We start from the raw sequence: 15,698 nt of genomic DNA, 5'->3' as shown, positions 1-15,698 counted from the left end.
GCCCGGCGCCGTGCGCCGGGCCGCAGCATCCGTTCGCTGCTACTTGCGGTGCTCGCTGTAGTACGCCAGGAGCGCGCGGGTCGAGGCATCCTGAGCCGCGATCGCCGCCGCGTCGCCCTCGATCGCGGGCGCGATCTGGAGGGCCAGCTGCTTGCCGAGCTCGACACCCCACTGGTCGAACGAGTTGACGCCCCAGATGACGCCCTGGGTGAAGGTGATGTGCTCGTAGAGCGCCACGAGCTGGCCGAGCACGGCGGGGGTCAGCGCCGGCGCGAAGATCGACGTCGTCGGCTTGTTGCCCGCGAAGGTGCGGGCTGCGACGAGAGCGCCGGTCGTGCCCTCGGCCTCCACCTCTTCCGCGGTCTTGCCGAACGCCAGCGCCTTGGTCTGCGCGAGGAAGTTGGAGAGGAACAGGCCGTGCACGTCGCGGCCGCCGTCCTCCAGCGCGTAGGCGGGGTTCGCGAAGGCGATGAAGTCTGCGGGGATCAGGCGCGTGCCCTGGTGGATGAGCTGGTAGAACGCGTGCTGGCCGTTGGTGCCCGGCTCGCCCCAGAACACCTCGCCGGTGTCGGTCGTCACCGGGCTCCCGTCCCAGCGGACCGACTTGCCGTTGGACTCCATGGTCAGCTGCTGCAGGTAGGCGGCGAAGCGCGAGAGCTGCTGGGCGTAGGGCAGCACCGCGTGCGACTGGGCGCCGAGGAAGTTCGAGTACCAGACGTTGAGGAGGCCCATCAGCACCGGCACGTTGCGCTCGAGCGGCGTGTTCGCCACGTGCTCGTCGACCGCATGGAACCCGGCGAGCAGTTCGCGGAACACGTCGGGGCCGAGCTCGATCATGAGCGAGAGGCCGATGGCCGAGTCCACGGAGTAGCGGCCGCCGACCCAATCCCAGAACCCGAACGCGTTCACGGGGTCGATGCCGAACGCGGCCACCTTGTCGAGCGCGGTCGAGACGGCGACGAAGTGGTGGGCGACGGCATCCGTCTTCGCCTCGTCGGAACCGTCGATCGCACCCGCCTTCTCGAGCCCGGCCCACAGCCAGTCGCGCGCGAGGCGCGCGTTGGTCAGGGTCTCGAGCGTCGTGAAGGTCTTCGACGCGACGATGAACAGCGTGGTCTCGGGGTCGAGGTCCTTGGTCTTGTTCGCGAGGTCGAACGGGTCGATGTTCGACACGAAGCGGGCCTGGATGCCCGCCGTGGCATAGGGCTCGAGCGCCGCCGAGATCATGACGGGGCCGAGGTCGGAGCCGCCGATGCCGATGTTGACGATGTGCGTGACCTTCTTGCCGGTCACGCCCTGCCACTCGCCCGAGCGCACGCGGTCGGCGAACGCGGTCATGGCGGTGAGCACCGACTGCACGTCGGCGTCGACGTCCTGACCGTCGACGACGAGCGCGGGCTGGGCGCCGGCCGGGCGGCGCAGCGCGGTGTGGAGCACCGCGCGGTCCTCGGTGGTGTTGATGTGCTCGCCGGCGACCATCGCCGCGTAGCGCTCGGCGACGCCGGTCTCTTCGGCGAGGCGCACGAGGGCCGCAAGGATCTCGTCGGTCACGAGGTTCTTCGACAGGTCGACGTGCAGGTCGGCGAGCTCGAAGCTGAGGCGCTCGGCGCGACGCGGATCGATGGCGAACCAGTCGCGCAGATCGGGGGCGAACGAGTCGCGGATCGAGCTGAGCTCGGCCCAGGCGGAGGTGGCGGTGGCATCGACGGGAGCGGTCACGCCCCCTAAGGTACTCGGGCCGATACGCGCGTTGGTTACGCGTTACTCACTGCTCGTGCCGCTGCCTTGTGAGCCCGGTGTCTCGCCTGACGGTCAGGGAGGCGAACGTAGGCTGGGAGCACCATGCCTTTCCCCTCGCCCGACCTGCGCCTCATCGCCGTCGACATGGACGGCACGCTCCTCGACGGCCACGGCCGCATCCCCGACGCACTCTGGCCTCTGCTGGACCGCCTGCACGCGGGCGGCATCCGCTTCGCTCCGGCGAGCGGGCGGCAGCTCGCGACCCTCCAGCGCGCCTTCGCGGAGCACCTCGACGACATGGTGTTCATCGCCGAGAACGGCGCGTATGTCGTCGAGGGCGACACCGAGATCAGTTCGGACGCGATGGATGCCGCATTCACGGCGTCGCTCGTCACGCGCCTGCGCGCGCTCGCCGCGGCGGGGCGCGATCTCGGGGTCGTGGTGTGCGGCAAGCGCTCCGCCTACATCGAGCGCGCCGACGACGCGTTCCTCCCCGAGGCGGAGAAGTACTACGCCCGGCTCGCGGCCGTGCCCGACCTGCTGGCGGTCGACGACCAGATCCTCAAGGTCGCGATCTTCGACTTCGCGGATGCCGCGGCCACCGCTCCGGCGCTCGAGGACCTCCGCGCCACGCACCAGGTGGTCGTGTCGGGCGAGCACTGGATCGACGTCATGAACCAGGGCGTCAACAAGGGCGTCGCACTGCGGCGCCTGCAGGCTGCGACCGGCATCACGCCCGCGCAGACGGCGGTGTTCGGCGACTACCTCAACGACCTCGAGATGATGGATGCCGCGTCCCTGTCGTTCGCGATGGCCAACGCCCACCCCGACGTCGCGGCGCGGGCGCGCTTCCGCGCGCCGTCGAACCTGGAGCACGGCGTGATCACGACGATCGCGAAGCTCTTGGACGGCGTGCCCGACCCCGTCGCCTGAGCCTGCCCGTCCGATGTGAGCACTCGCGAGGGCCGGGGCGGGTCGACAGGGCTGAGCGCGCCGCGGGGAATAGGCTCCGAGCATGGCGGTGAGTCAGACCAGGCGTGCCCGCGCGGCGCGGCGCCGCGCGCGGCGGGTGGCCGCCGCCGACAACGACCTCACGCTCGACGAGTGGGAGGCCCTCGTCGAGGCGTGGGGTGCGTGCGCTTACTGCGGCATGGTGGCGGGCCCGTTCCAGAAGGACTGCGTGCTGCCCATCTCGCGCGGCGGCCGGTACACGTTCGAGAACGTCGTGCCCGCGTGCCGGTCGTGCAACGCGAGCAAGAGCAATGACGAGGTGACGGGGTGGCTCCGCCGCAAGCGGCTCGACGAACGGGCGTTCCTGCTGCGCCACGTCGAGGTGCTCGCCGCATGGCGCGGCAGCGTCCCCGCTCCAGGAGAGGCGCTGTGAGTCTCAGCATCCGTCCCTACGAGTCCCGCGACTGGGACGACATCTGCCGCGTCCACGACGCCGCGCGTCTCGACGAGCTGCGCGGAGCCGGCCTGCTCGAGGCCTACCTCGACCTCGCCGACACGTACGAGAACGAGGGCCTCTTCGACGACGAGGTGTGGGTCGCGGAGGCCGATGGCGCGGTCGCGGGCTTCATCGCCGGCAATGTCGGGCCCGACGGCGGCGAGATCACGTGGATCTACGTGGACCCGGGCCTGTACCGCCGCGGGATCGGCCGCGCGCTGGTCGAGCATTTCGTCGCCCGCTCCGGCGGACGCGTCGAGCTCGAGGTACTGGACGGCAACGCCGCCCGCGACTTCTATGAGGCGGTCGGCTTCGTGCTCGAGTCGACCACGACCGGCAAGCTCGCCGGCAACGAGGCGTTCACCGCGACCGGTCACACGCTGGTCTGGACTCCGCCGCAGTCGTAGGCATCGCGCGGAAGGGAAGCGGCCCGCGCGCTTCGGGTGCACGCGGGCCGCTGGTTCCGGGAGGAACGGATGCTACTGCGCGGCGTAGCCGCCGTCGACGAGGTGGTAGCTGCCGCTGACGAAGGTGGCGGCATCCGAGGCGAGGAACGCCACGAGGTTCGCGACCTCCTGCGCATCGCCGAGGCGACCCAGAGCGTGCTTGGCGGCGAGAGCCGTCTGCGCGTCGGCGTCGAGGTTCGCGTCGACGAGGGGAGTGTGGATGAAGCCGGGGCCTACCGCGTTCACGCGCACGCCCTGCGTGCCGTACTCGAGGGCCGCGTTCTTGGTGAGGCCGACGACGCCGTGCTTGGCGGCGACGTACGCCGATGACATCGGGATGCCGACCGAGCCGAGCACCGACGAGATGTTGACGATCGAGCCGCCGCCGTTCTTCGCGATCGCGGGCGCCTGCGCGCGCGTGCCGTAGAACACCGCGTTCAGGTTGATCTCGATGACCTTCTGCCACGAGTCGATCGGGTACTCGCCGATCGGCGCCGCAGCGCCGCCGATCCCGGCGTTGTTGACCGCGATCCGCAGGGGAGCGAGGGCCTCTGCGGCCTCGACGGCCGCCTGCCCGACCGCCGGATCCGAGACGTCGCCGACGAATGCGGCCGCCGTGCCGCCGGCGCCGGTGATCTCGGCGACGACCGCGGCCGCGGCCTCCTGTCGCACGTCCGCGACGAGTACCGCCGCGCCGTTGTCGGCGAGGGTGAGGGCGACCGCCCGGCCGATGCCGGATCCTGCGCCGGTGACGATGGCGGAACGCTCCGCGACATCGTACGTAGCCATGATTACCTCCGTTGGTGGCGTCATCGCGTGGCGCCGATCACTTCTCCGACATTTGTCGGGTATGTATGAGTTAACCTACACCTGTCGAAAAGATTCCCGGAGGCGCGATGGATCCCCGCAAGCAGCGCAGTCGCGACCGCCTGTTCGGCGCGGCGCTCGAGCTCGCCGCGGATCAGCCGATCTCGAGCCTGACGGTCACGCAGCTCGCCGATGCGGCGGGCGTCCACCGCTCGACGTTCTACGAGCACGCAGATTCGCCCGAGGGCCTCGTCGAGGCCGCGCTCACCGCGGAGCTCGACGTGCTGCGCGACGAACTGATGAACGACCGATCGGATGCCGCCACCGCCGTCGCGACGGTCACCGAGGGCGTGCTGCGCCACATCCTCCGGCACGTCGACATCTACCGCCGCGAGCTCGCCGACGGTGGGGGAGCGCTCCATGCCATGCTGAGCCGGCATTTCCGGGGCTCGACCGAGACGCTCCTGGAGCGCGGCCGCGTGGAGATCCCCGTCTCGGCTGCGGGCGTCTCCGCCCAGAGTGTGACGGACGCCGCCGCCCGCTTCCTGGCGGACGGCACCGTGGGGATCATCGACGGATGGCTGCAGCATCCGTCTCCGCGCGTCGAAGACTTCCTGCGCATCTACCTCGCCCTGCTGCCCGACTGGTGGCCGCACCGCCCGCCTGAGCCGGCCGACGGCGCCGCGAGAGGGTAGATCTCCGCACGGGCGCCGTGCGGATATCTACCCTCTCGCGATTCCGGAGGGCGCGGTGTCGGCGGGCCGGCCGAGGAGCGCGATGCCGTCGAGCACGGCGCGCTGCGTCGCACGCGCGCCGAGCACCCGGAAGTGGCCGGGCGTCGGCACCGCGATGTTGGTCGCGCCGTCGAGGGCGCTCCCCTCGGGGATGTGGGGGTCCCACGGTCCGAACACCGACACGATGCGGCCGTTGACCGACGTCTCGCGTCCGAGGGTGAGGATCGTCTCGTCCTTGGGGCGGAAGGCGCGGATGCTCGGCACGACGAAGAGTCGTGCCAGCCGCGAGCCGCCGAACGGCGTCGCGACGGCGACGAGGCCGAGAAGACCCAGCGGGCGACCGTCATCGGTCGCGCGGGCGGCGGCGTCGGCCGGATCGCCGCCGGCTGCCGCCTCCGCCGCGGCGCGCGCAGCCGCACCCGAGGAGACGAGGAGGTGCTTGCCGATGAGCCCGCCCTTGCTGTGCGCGACGAGCACGCGCCCCGCGTCGGGAGCCGGCGTCCGGGCGAGCAGCTCGCCGAGGCGATCCGCGGTGGAGGAGATGGTGCGGCGGTTCACCCCGAGCCCGTGGACGACAGCGACACGATGGCCCGCGGAGGCGAGCGCGTCGCCGAGCGGGCGCAGGAAGGTCCAGTGCTCGTACACCCCGGGGATGAGGTAGACCTCGGGCAGTGCGGGATCGCCGCGCCGCCACGCGTGCGGCACCGGTCTGGGGCGGCCGATCGACCAGGGCAGGGAGAACACGGCGAGCTGCCGGCGGCCGGCGTACACGTAGTCGGCGATCCAGGAGAGTCCGCGCCGCAGCGTCGACGGGCGCGGGACGGAGGCGGAGCTCGCCGGGTCGGCCATGCGCGCAGTCTACGAGGGCGGAGCGTCGGGGGTTCCGCGCACGCCGGTGATCGCGGCCTCGACGACGGACGCTGCCAGGGCATCGATGACGGATGCCGGCTGCCACCGCACCGGGCCGTGCACGGCGATGTCGGCGAAGCCGTGGACGGCCGACCAGCACGCCCACTCGGCGTAGGGGCGGCGCTCGGGCGAGAGGGCGCCGGCCTCCACCATCGCGTCGAGGGTGTCCATCAGGAGCCGGAAGGGCGCGACGATCTCGTCGTCGAGCGTGACGATGCCGGCGTTCGCGTGCGTGTCCTGCGTGAAGAACGCGGTCTCGAACCACCCGCGCTCGCTGCGGGCGAAGTCGATGTACGCGAGACCCACACGACGCAGCCGCTCGATCGCGGCGGCGGCGGGGGAGAGGTCGGCGGGAGTCGCCGCGACGCGCTCCGTGATCGCGGCAGCGAGGGCGAGCTGCGCCTCGCGGGCGACCGCGCGCACGAGCGTGTCGCGATCGGCGAAGTGCCGGTAGGCGGCATTGGGCGAGACGCCGGCGGCGCGGGTCGCCTCGCGCAGGGTCACCGCGGCCGGGCCGCCGGTGCGTGCGAGCTGCAGTCCTTCGCTGATCAGCGCGTGTCGGAGGTGGCCGTGATGATAGGCACGCACGGGTGAAGTCATTGCGTCCTCCCGGCCGGGTGTGTACGTTGTGAACACCGAATGTGAACAGTGTCCACATTCACTCTAGACCCTCGCCCTCCCCACTCATCAGTGAACGCGCCGAAGGAATCGTCATGAGCCAGCCGAGCCCCGCCGGGCCCGCAGCATCCGAAGATCCCGTCCAGCACAGGCCTGACGCGCGCACGCTGCGCGCGTTCTACCAGGTGCTCGTCAACACCGCCCTCGCGAACGTGACCTCGAGCTACCTGTGGTTCGCGCTGACCTTCTGGGTGTACCTCGAGACCAAGTCGGTGCTCGCGACGGCGATCATCGGCGGGTCGTACATGCTGCTCGTCGCGGTCTTCGGCGTCGTCTTCGGCGTGCTCGTCGACCACATGAAGAAGAAGGCGGTCATGCTCCTGTCGAGCATCGTGACCGCCTCGGCCTACACCGTCGCCGGCGCGATGTTCCTGGCGTTCCCCGAGAGCGCGCTGCTCGACTGGACCGGACCCTGGTTCTGGGCGTTCGCGGGCGTGATCCTGGTCGGCGGGGTCGTCGAGAATCTCCGCAACATCGCGCTCTCGACGACCGTGACGCTGCTCGTGCCGGCGGACCGGCGCGACAAGGCCAACGGCCTGGTCGGTGCCGTGCAGGGCATCGCCTTCATGGTGACGAGCGTGTTCTCGGGCCTGTCGATCGGGCTTCTGGGCATGGGCTGGACGGTCGCCATCGCGATCGCCGCCACGGGGGTCGCGCTGATCCACCTGATGTTCGTCCCGATCCCCGAGCGCGGCGTCGCGCACGTCGAGGGAGAGGTGCCGAAGGGCTTCGGCTTCAAGGGCGTGATCCCGGCGGTCATGGCCGTGCCCGGCCTTCTCGCCCTCATCCTCTTCTCGACGTTCAACAACCTCGTGGGCGGGGTCTTCATGGCCCTCATGGACCCCTACGGCCTGACGCTCTTCTCGGTCGAGATGTGGGGCATCGTCCTCGGCGTGACGAGCTTCGGGTTCATCATCGGCGGCGCGCTCGTGGCGAAGTTCGGCCTCGGCAAGAACCCCGTGCGCACGATGCTGCTGGTCAACATCGGCATCGCGCTGCTCGGCATGACGTTCGCGATCCGCGAGTGGTGGTGGCTGTACGCGCTCGGCATCCTGATCTTCATGGCGCTCATGCCGATCGCCGAGGCCTCCGAGCAGACGATCGTGCAGCGGGTCGTGCCGTTCGAGAAGCAGGGGCGCGTCTTCGGCTTCGCGGCGAGCGTGGAGTCCGCGGCCGCACCCGTCTCGGCGTTCCTGATCGGGCCCATCGCGCAGTTCTGGCTCATCCCGTACATGGAGTCGCCTGAGGGGCAGCAGGCGTGGGGCTGGCTGCTGGGCGACGGCGAGGCGCGGGGCATCGCGCTCGCGTTCGTCGGCGCGAGCCTGGTGCTGCTGCTCGTCGTGCTGCTCGCCTTCGTGTCGAAGCCCTACCGCGAGCTGTCCGACGCGTATGCCGCAGCACCCCCGTCGCTCCACACCGACGACGAGGGGACGGATGCTGCGGCCCCGGCGACCTCCGCGGCCGCGACGATCGGCGAGGCCGGAGAGGACCTGCGCTCGGGGCTGCGCTGATCCACCAGGTTCAGGAGGGCCGGGCCTCGATCGCGGGCACGCGGAACCGCTTGCGATAGGCACCCGGCGGCAGCCCGGTCACCCGCTTGAACAGGCGCCGGAAGAAGGCCGGGTCTTCATAGCCGACGTGCCAGCCGATCGCCTCGACGGAGTCCTCGGTCTGCTCGAGCCGCCGCTTGGCCTCTTCCACACGCAGCCGCTGCACGTACGTGAGCGGGCTCACCCCGGTCGCCTCCGTGAAGCGGCGCTTGAAAGTGCGCTCGGCCAGCCCCGAGCGGACCACGAGCTGTTCGACGGGCGCGGCCACCGAGTAGTGCGCCCGCAGCCAGTCCTGCGCATCCGCGACGACCGCGTCCCCGTGGTCGCTGCGTCCTTCGAACACCATGTACGGCGCGAGGCCGTCCTGGTGCCACTGCAGCGCGAACATCCGGGCCGTCTCCTGCGCGAGTGCGGCGCCGGCGAAGCGGCCGGTGAGGTAGAGCACGAGGTCGTGCCAGGTGGTCGATGCGCCGGAGGTGATGAGCTCGTCGCGCGTGCCCGTCACGAGCAGCGCGCGCTCCGGATGCACCCGCACGTCGGGATGGGTGGCACGCAGCTGCGTGGCGTAGTCGTAGTGCACCGTCACGTCGCGGTCGTCGAAACGGCCGGTCTCGGCCAGGAGGAAGATCCCGGAGCACGCCGAGCAGAGCAGCGCGCCTTGCTCGTGCATGCGGGACGCCCAGTCGACGAGCTCGGGATATCGCCCGCGCTGCCAGCCGTCGGGTCCGAGCACGATCGAGGGGACGATGACGATGTCGGTCCGCTCGATGGCGGTGACCGCCTCCGACACCGGCACGGGGATCCCGCTCACGCCCATCAGGGGCCCGGCTTCGGCGCCGACGATGCGCGCGCGGAAGGGCGCGGGAGCGGAGGGGTCGCCGATGCCCATCACCCCGAAGGAGTTGAGCACGTCGAGCACGCCGAACATCGTCGCGACCCCGGTGTCGGGCAGCGCGATGACGCTCACGTCGAGCGTGCGTGCGGGCATGGCTCGCCCTCCTCGAACCACATCGTGGCACGAATGGACCGAACGAGGGTCCGGATGCCTCTGAACACGGGGGCGCGGCATCCCGAGCATGGAATCACCGATGTCGATCGAACAGAAAGGGACCGACACCATGACGACGAACACCGTCGACGAAACCGCGCTCAACGCCTTCGTGCTGCGCGCCGTGGATCACCTCGGCGCCGGCTACCTCGGGGTGATGGTGAGCCTGGGCGCGCGCCTGGGTCTGTACCGCGCACTGGCCGAGGCCGGACCGCTGACCTCGCAGCAGCTGGCCGAGCGCACCGACTGCGCCGAGCGGTACGTGCGCGACTGGGCCTCCTCGCAGGCCGCGGCAGGGTACGTCGCCTACGACGCCGAGGCGGGCACGTTCTCACTCACGCCCGAGCAGGCGCTCGTGCTGGCCGACGAAGACAGCCCCGTCTACCTGCCGCCCGCCTGGAACACCCCGGCGGCGATGTGGAGCGATGAGGCGAGGGCGCTCCACGCATTCCGCACGGGCGAGGGGATCGCATGGGGCGACCACGACCCGCGTCTCGCCCATGGGACCGCCGCGTTCTACCGCAACGGGTACCGGGCGAGTCTGGTGTCGCAGTGGCTGCCCGCACTGGACGGTGTCGTGCCTGCGCTCGAGCGCGGCATCGCCGTCGCCGATGTCGGCGTGGGCCACGGCCACACCACGGTGCTGATGGCCGAGGCGTTCCCTCACTCGCGGTTCCACGGATTCGACACGCACGCGCCGTCGATCTCGGAAGCGCGCCGCAACGCACGGGAGGCCGGTGTCGATGACCGTACGGCGTTCGAGCAGGTGAGCGCCAAGGAATACGAGGCCCGCGGGTTCGGGCTGATCTGCTTCTTCGACGCGCTGCACGACATGGGCGACCCCGTCGGCGTGCTGCGGCACGCCTCCGAGGCGCTGACCGCGGACGGCACGCTGCTCCTGGTCGAGCCCAACGCCGCAGACCGGCTGGAGGACAACCTCCACATCGTCGGGCAGACGTACTACGCGGCCTCGAGCATGATCTGCACGGCGCACGCCATCGCCGACGGCGGCGAGCTCGTGCTGGGGGCGCAGGCCGGGCCGGCGCGGCTCACGGCGGTGCTGAACGAGGCCGGCTTCTCGCGCGTCCGCGTGGTCGCCGAGACGCCGTTCAACCTCATCATCGAGGCCAAGCTCTGACCCCGGCCGGCGCAAGACCCTCTTCAGACGTGCACGACGGCGGCCCCCGAGCGGGCCGCCGTCGTGGCGCTTTCCGAGGGTCGGCACCCAGTCGGCCCCTGTGGTCGCGCTCGGGGCGTGAACCGGCACCAGCGGCCGACCCGAGGTCGCGGCCGCGTGACGATCGCACACCCGCTCGGCCCGTGTGGTCGTCCACGGGGCGTGAACCGGCACCAGCGGCCGACCCCGCACAGCGCTAACGGCCGCCGGCGTCGCGTCAGTCGAGCTCCGGCGTGCGCGGGGGAGCGGTCCGGCGCGGCCGCAGCGCCTCGAACGCCGCGGCCCAGGCGAGCAGGTCGGGGTCGCTGTACGCGCGCCCGGCGATCGTCAGGCCGACCGGCATCCCGGTGTCGTCCATCGTCCCCATCGGCACGGTGACCGTCGGGATGCCGAGGTGGCGGATCGCGAGGTTGCCGTTGGCGACCCACACGCCGTTGCGCCAGCCGAGATCGGCGGAGGTCTCGTTCACGTCCATGTCGGCGGGTCCGACGTCGGCGACCGCGGGGAAGACCACCGCGTCGAGGCCGAGGATCGACATCCAGTCCTCGAGGTCGATGCGCCGTGTCTCCTCGAGACCCCGGACCCCGTCCTCGATCTCGGGGATGTCGGCGAACGAGGCGTACGGGTGCTCGCGCACCTGCGCCGGGTAGGTAGCGATGTCGTCGTCGAATCCGGTGTAGCGATCGGGCAGTGCGCCGTCCGGGTGGGGGAAGATCGCGGCGCCGTCGACGTCGTCGAGCCGGTCGAGCCCGGGGTCGCCGTTCGCGCGCAGGAAGTCGTCCCACGCCCACGCCGACAGGTCCACGATCTCGCGGTGGAGGAACTCCTCGGTCACCAGCCCCCGCGTCGTGATCGTCGGGGCGCCCGGCCGGTCGCCCTCGTAGTTCGTCACCACCGGGAAGTCGACCTCGACCACCTCGGCACCGGCCGCCTCGAGATCCATGCGCGCTCGCTCCCACAGCGCGAGCACGGAGGCCCGCGGATCGATCCGCGTGCCGGTCGGTCCGCCGATCCCGCCGTCCGGGTTCGTGCCGGCCTCGGCGTCGGCGTCGATGTACATGCGCGGCACGCCGAACCGGCGGCCCGCGAGGGTCGCGGCGGCGGCGTCGGCATCGGCCGAGGCGAGCGCCGGATACGACGCCGGACGGAGGGCCGAGGCATCCGGGATCTCGATCCACGGCTGCGCGCGCCAGAAGTCGCCGCGGGTCTCGGAATCGTCGGCGACCATCACGTCGAGGATCTCGAGCAGGTCGGCCATCGTGCGCGTGTGGGGGACCACGACGTCCATCGTGGGCACGAGCGGCCAGTTGCCGCGCACCGAGATGACGCCGCGCGACGGGGTGTACGCGCACAGCGCGTTGTTCGACGCCGGCGCGCGGCCGCTCGACCACGTCTCCTCGCCGAGGCCGAACGCCGCGAACGACGCCGCCGTCGCCGTGCCGGAGCCGTTGGAGGACCCGCTGCCGAACGCGCTGGTCAGGTACTCGGCGTTGTACGGGCTCTCGGCGCGGCCGTAGACGCCGCGCTGCATGCCGCCGTTCGCCATGGGGGGCATGTTCGTGAGTCCGATGAGCACCGCACCGGCCTGCCGCAGCCGCTCGATCGAGAACGCGTCGCGCTGCGCGACGAGGTCGGCGAAGGCCGGCGACCCCGCCGCCACGGTGAGGCCCTTCGCCATGAACGAATCCTTGGCCGTGTACGGGATGCCGTCGAGCGGCCCGAGCGTGCGCCCTTCGGCGCGACGGAGATCGGATGCTGCCGCCTCCGCCCGCGCGTCGGGATTGCGCACGACCACCGCATTGAGCGCGGTCGCCGTGCCCGGCGCGTCGTACGCGTCGATGCGGGCCAGGTAGGCGTCGACCAGTTCGACGCTGGTCACGGTGCCCGACTCGAGGGCCGCGCGGAGTTCGGCGATCGTCTTCTCGACGACGGGGAAGTGGCGGGTCATGAATTCGGTCCCTGAGCCTGTCGAAGGGCCGGCTGCTGCTGGGTGATGCAGTGGATGCCGCCGCCGCCCGCGAAGATCTGGCGGGCGTCGACCGTCACGGCGCGGCGTCCGGGGTAGGCCGCCTCCAGGATCTCGCGGGCCTCAGCGTCGGCGCGGTCCTCACCGAAGCCGCACGCGATGATCCCGCCGTTCACGACGAGGTGGTTGACATAGCTGTAGTCTACGAAGCCCTCGTGGTCGCGGAGCGCCTCGGGGGCGGGGAGGTCGATGATCTCGAAGCGCCGGCCCGCGGCATCCGTCTCCGCTGAAAGGAAGGCGCGCAGATCCCGCGACACCTCGAAGTCGGGGTGCTCGGGGTTCTGCTGGGCGTGCAGCAGCACGCGACCGGGCGTCGGGATGGTCGCCACGATGTCGACGTGGCCGTTCGTGCCGAACTCGTCGTAGTCGCGGGTGAGGCCGCGGGGGAGCCACACGACCTTCGTGGCGCCGATGGTGCGGTGGAGCTCCGCCTCGACGCGCGCGCGGTCCGCGAAGCGGTTGCGACGCGGGTCGAGCTGCACGGTCTCGGTGACGAGCACCGTGCCTTCGCCGTCGACGTGGATGCCGCCGCCCTCGTTCACGAGCAGCGAGCTCACGACCTCGGCCCCCACGAGGTCCGCGGTGAAGCGCGCGTGCTGGGCGGCCTTCTCCCACGACGCCCACTCGGGGGCGCCCCAGCCGTTGAAGATCCAGTCCACGGCGCCGAGCTCGCCTGGACGGTCGTCGTCGACGACGAACGTCGGTCCGTGGTCGCGGAACCAGAACTCGTCCACCGGCGTCTCGACGATGTCGATGGCGGAGTCGAGCGTGCGCCGGGCGCGGTCGGCCTTCGACGGGTCGACGAGCATCGTCACGGGCTCGAAGCCGGCGACGGCGTTCGCCACCGCGCTCCACGCCGCGTAGAAGCGCTCCTGCTCGGCGGGGTCGTCGCCGAGCGTCGGCCCCTCGTTCGGGAACGCCATCCACGTGCGCTCGTGCGGATCGCCCTCGTGCGGCATCCTCCAGGCCATCGTCGCCCCTTCGTCCGGCGTTGTCGCGACGGCAACAGATGCGCCTCGCGGAGTAATTGATCTAGCGATCAATAGGAAAGATACCTATGCTGGCGAGACCATGTCAAGCACATCGTCACGGCCGCGCACCCGCAAGGCTCCCGCCGAACGAGCGGCCGAGATCGTCGCGGCGGCGACCGCGATCGCCCGCGAGCAGGGACTCAGCGCGCTCACGCTGCGCGCCGTCGCCGAGCGGGCGGGGGTCGCCTCGGGCCTCGTCGCGCACTACCAGCCGTCCATGGACGACCTCGTCGCGCGCGTGTACGCCGACCTCGTCGACGACGAGGTGCGCGACGTCGAGCGGGTCGTCGGCGCGGTCGCCGACCCCGCGTCGAGGCTCGGCGCACTGATCGACACCCTCATGGACGGCGCACGCGAGGAGCTCACCGTCGTGTGGGTGGAGGGCTGGGCGATGGCCCGCCGCAACGACGCGCTCGCCCTCGCGGTCCGGGCGCAGATGGAGCGCTGGCAGACGCTCGTCGAGTCGATCGTCGAGGACGGATGCCGCACCGGCGCCTTCGCGACGACCGAGCCCGGCGAGGTGGCGTGGGAGCTCCTCGGCATGATCGACGGACTCAACGCGCAGTCCCTCGCACGCGGCACCGACACGACCCGCTTCGCCGCGCGCACCGCCCGGGCGGCCGAGGCCCTCGTCGGCGCCCGGCCCGGATCGGTGGTGGTGTCGTCGTGACGCGCCCCTCGTGGGACGAGATCTCGCCGCCGTCGCGCGCGCGCGTGGAGCTCATGGACACGCCCGATCTCAAGAACGCGAAGGGCATCGCGTATGCGTTCGCCGCCTACGACGTGCGCGCGGACGACGGGTCGTGGTCGCGCGTCGAGCGCGGCATCCCGGGCCCACGCGAGCGGATCCGCTCGTCCGCCGACCCATCGCCGGCGGAGGGCTACCCCTTCGCGACCCCGCGCCGCAAGCCCCTCCGCTCCTCCGACGACGCGCCCGTACGTTCGGAGCAGCGAAAGGAGCACGCCATGTCCAATCAGCCACCGCTCATCCCCGCGCCCCTCGGCGGCGACGACGACCCCACGCTCGCCGACGGCACGGACGACGACGCGGACGGCACGCTCGATCCCGCGCTGGACGACGACCGCCCGCTCGACCCCGATCTCGACGACGACCGCGTCGACAGCGCGGCCGCCGACGAGCGCGCCGCGACCGAGGGCATCCTCGACGTCGACGACCGACCGTGACGCGCCGCGGCGACCCGCCCCGCGGGCGGCGCAACCGGGCCAGGATGGAACCATGAGCGCGATCCCCTCCGTGACCTTGAACGACGGCGCCTGGTTCCCTGAACTGGGCCTCGGCACCTACGACCTGCGGGGCGAGGAGGGGATCGAGGCCATCGTGTCGGCGATCGACTCGGGCTACCGCCTGCTCGACACCGCGGTGAACTACGAGAACGAGCGCGAGGTCGGCGAGGCGGTGCGCCGCAGCGACGTCGACCGCGGCAAGCTGCTCGTCGTCTCGAAGATCCCCGGCCGCCACCACGGCCGGCAGGAGGCGATCGACAGCATCAAGGGCTCGCTCGACCGGCTCGGCCTCGACCGCATCGACCTGCAGCTGATCCACTGGCCGAACCCGAGCGTCGGCAAGTACGTCGACACGTGGCGCGGCCTGATCGAGGCACGCGAGCTGGGGCTCGTCCGCTCGATCGGCGTGTCCAATTTCACCGAGGACCAGCTCACCGAGCTCATCGAGGAGACGGGCGTCGTGCCCTCGGTGAACCAGGTCGAGATGCATCCGTACTTCCCGCAGGAGAACCTCCGCGCGTTCCACGCGACGCACGGCATCCGCACCGAGAGCTGGAGTCCGCTCGCCAAGCGCAGCGAACTGCTGACCGAGCAGATCCTCACCGAGCTCGCGACGGTGCACGACGTGACGCCGACGCAGGTGGTGCTGCGGTGGCACACGCAGCTCGGCAGCACGCCGATCCCGAAGTCGGGCGACGCCGACCGGCAGCGTGAGAACGCGGACGTGTTCGGCTTCACCCTCACCGACGACCAGGTCGCCGCGATCAGCGCACTCGAGCGCGGCCGCCTGTGGGACGGCGACCCGCTCACCCACGAAGAGATGTGACCCGGATGCTGCCGCCCGGCGCACTGCGCCGGGC

The 15,698-nt window shown here is 71.4% G+C and carries 16 protein-coding genes; 9 read left to right on the top strand and 7 right to left on the bottom strand.

The window, feature by feature from the left end; genetic code table 11:
* Positions 1 to 39 precede the first annotated feature (39 nt).
* Positions 40 to 1,719 carry a glucose-6-phosphate isomerase gene (pgi, locus tag ACFQ7C_RS20155; protein ID WP_378905712.1) on the bottom strand — a complete coding sequence of 560 codons (1,680 nt, stop codon included), beginning with the start codon at positions 1,717 to 1,719 and terminating at the stop codon, positions 40 to 42.
* A 123-nt stretch (positions 1,720 to 1,842) separates the two neighbouring features.
* On the opposite strand from pgi, the gene ACFQ7C_RS20150 reads away from it, so the two are divergent.
* The 3 genes from ACFQ7C_RS20150 (at position 1,843) to ACFQ7C_RS20140 (ending at position 3,594) form a co-directional block, all read left to right on the top strand.
* The gene (locus ACFQ7C_RS20150; RefSeq protein WP_378905709.1) at positions 1,843 to 2,673 is read left to right on the top strand and encodes a Cof-type HAD-IIB family hydrolase; all 831 of its coding nucleotides are present in this window, start codon (positions 1,843 to 1,845) and stop codon (positions 2,671 to 2,673) included.
* Between the two features lie 82 nt (positions 2,674 to 2,755).
* The gene (locus tag ACFQ7C_RS20145; protein ID WP_378905706.1) at positions 2,756 to 3,124 is read left to right on the top strand and encodes an HNH endonuclease; all 369 of its coding nucleotides are present in this window, start codon (positions 2,756 to 2,758) and stop codon (positions 3,122 to 3,124) included.
* Positions 3,121 to 3,594, top strand: a complete 474-nt coding sequence (locus ACFQ7C_RS20140) for a GNAT family N-acetyltransferase (RefSeq protein ID WP_378905704.1) — start codon at positions 3,121 to 3,123, stop codon at positions 3,592 to 3,594. The genes ACFQ7C_RS20145 and ACFQ7C_RS20140 overlap by 4 nt, the downstream gene beginning before the upstream one ends.
* A 72-nt stretch (positions 3,595 to 3,666) precedes the next feature.
* On the opposite strand, the gene ACFQ7C_RS20135 is transcribed toward ACFQ7C_RS20140, so the two are convergent.
* On the bottom strand, positions 3,667 to 4,422 hold the full coding sequence (locus ACFQ7C_RS20135; protein ID WP_378905700.1) for an SDR family NAD(P)-dependent oxidoreductase: 756 nt from the start codon (positions 4,420 to 4,422) through the stop codon (positions 3,667 to 3,669).
* 107 nt (positions 4,423 to 4,529) lie between these two features.
* On the opposite strand from ACFQ7C_RS20135, the gene ACFQ7C_RS20130 reads away from it, so the two are divergent.
* Positions 4,530 to 5,135: a TetR/AcrR family transcriptional regulator gene (locus tag ACFQ7C_RS20130; RefSeq protein WP_378905696.1), complete on the top strand. Its 606-nt coding sequence runs from the start codon at positions 4,530 to 4,532 to the stop codon at positions 5,133 to 5,135.
* Between the two features lie 27 nt (positions 5,136 to 5,162).
* On the opposite strand, the gene ACFQ7C_RS20125 is transcribed toward ACFQ7C_RS20130, so the two are convergent.
* Together ACFQ7C_RS20125 and ACFQ7C_RS20120 are read right to left on the bottom strand one after the other, a co-directional pair.
* Entirely contained in the window at positions 5,163 to 6,023 is an 861-nt protein-coding gene (locus ACFQ7C_RS20125; RefSeq protein WP_378905694.1) for an esterase/lipase family protein, read from the bottom strand.
* Between the two features lie 9 nt (positions 6,024 to 6,032).
* Positions 6,033 to 6,683 (bottom strand): TetR/AcrR family transcriptional regulator, encoded by a 651-nt coding sequence (locus tag ACFQ7C_RS20120; protein WP_378905691.1) that lies wholly within the window; start codon positions 6,681 to 6,683, stop codon positions 6,033 to 6,035.
* Positions 6,684 to 6,796: 113 nt separating this feature from the next.
* On the opposite strand from ACFQ7C_RS20120, the gene ACFQ7C_RS20115 reads away from it, so the two are divergent.
* The gene (locus ACFQ7C_RS20115) at positions 6,797 to 8,272 is read left to right on the top strand and encodes an MFS transporter (protein WP_378905688.1); all 1,476 of its coding nucleotides are present in this window, start codon (positions 6,797 to 6,799) and stop codon (positions 8,270 to 8,272) included.
* A 10-nt stretch (positions 8,273 to 8,282) separates the two neighbouring features.
* On the opposite strand, the gene ACFQ7C_RS20110 is transcribed toward ACFQ7C_RS20115, so the two are convergent.
* On the bottom strand, positions 8,283 to 9,299 hold the full coding sequence (locus ACFQ7C_RS20110) for a GlxA family transcriptional regulator (RefSeq protein ID WP_378905685.1): 1,017 nt from the start codon (positions 9,297 to 9,299) through the stop codon (positions 8,283 to 8,285).
* Positions 9,300 to 9,429: 130 nt separating this feature from the next.
* On the opposite strand from ACFQ7C_RS20110, the gene ACFQ7C_RS20105 reads away from it, so the two are divergent.
* Positions 9,430 to 10,497: a class I SAM-dependent methyltransferase gene (locus ACFQ7C_RS20105; RefSeq protein ID WP_378905682.1), complete on the top strand. Its 1,068-nt coding sequence runs from the start codon at positions 9,430 to 9,432 to the stop codon at positions 10,495 to 10,497.
* Positions 10,498 to 10,753: 256 nt separating this feature from the next.
* Here ACFQ7C_RS20105 and ACFQ7C_RS20100 read toward each other — a convergent pair whose 3' ends face one another.
* The gene (locus ACFQ7C_RS20100; protein WP_378905679.1) at positions 10,754 to 12,484 is read right to left on the bottom strand and encodes an amidase; all 1,731 of its coding nucleotides are present in this window, start codon (positions 12,482 to 12,484) and stop codon (positions 10,754 to 10,756) included.
* Positions 12,481 to 13,533 carry an agmatine/peptidylarginine deiminase gene (locus ACFQ7C_RS20095; RefSeq protein ID WP_378905676.1) on the bottom strand — a complete coding sequence of 351 codons (1,053 nt, stop codon included), beginning with the start codon at positions 13,531 to 13,533 and terminating at the stop codon, positions 12,481 to 12,483. Before ACFQ7C_RS20095 ends, ACFQ7C_RS20100 begins: the two co-directional genes overlap by 4 nt.
* Before the next feature lie 100 nt (positions 13,534 to 13,633).
* Between ACFQ7C_RS20095 and ACFQ7C_RS20090 the strand changes: the two genes are divergently transcribed.
* Genes ACFQ7C_RS20090 through ACFQ7C_RS20080 form a run of 3 tightly spaced genes read left to right on the top strand, consistent with a single transcriptional unit; the run spans position 13,634 to position 15,664 of the window.
* Positions 13,634 to 14,263 (top strand): TetR/AcrR family transcriptional regulator, encoded by a 630-nt coding sequence (locus ACFQ7C_RS20090; RefSeq protein WP_378905673.1) that lies wholly within the window; start codon positions 13,634 to 13,636, stop codon positions 14,261 to 14,263.
* Positions 14,260 to 14,778 (top strand): hypothetical protein, encoded by a 519-nt coding sequence (locus tag ACFQ7C_RS20085; RefSeq protein WP_378905670.1) that lies wholly within the window; start codon positions 14,260 to 14,262, stop codon positions 14,776 to 14,778. The genes ACFQ7C_RS20090 and ACFQ7C_RS20085 overlap by 4 nt, the downstream gene beginning before the upstream one ends.
* Before the next feature lie 52 nt (positions 14,779 to 14,830).
* A complete protein-coding gene (locus tag ACFQ7C_RS20080) occupies positions 14,831 to 15,664 on the top strand; it encodes an aldo/keto reductase (protein WP_378905667.1) in 834 nt (277 codons plus the stop codon).
* Positions 15,665 to 15,698 lie beyond the last annotated feature (34 nt).

This window comes from Microbacterium sp. NPDC056569 (assembly GCF_042793475.1).
In the GTDB taxonomy this organism is placed as follows: domain Bacteria; phylum Actinomycetota; class Actinomycetes; order Actinomycetales; family Microbacteriaceae; genus Microbacterium.
The sequence above is the reverse complement of the archived record's forward strand: the minus strand, read 5'-3'. Positions and strand labels throughout refer to the sequence as shown.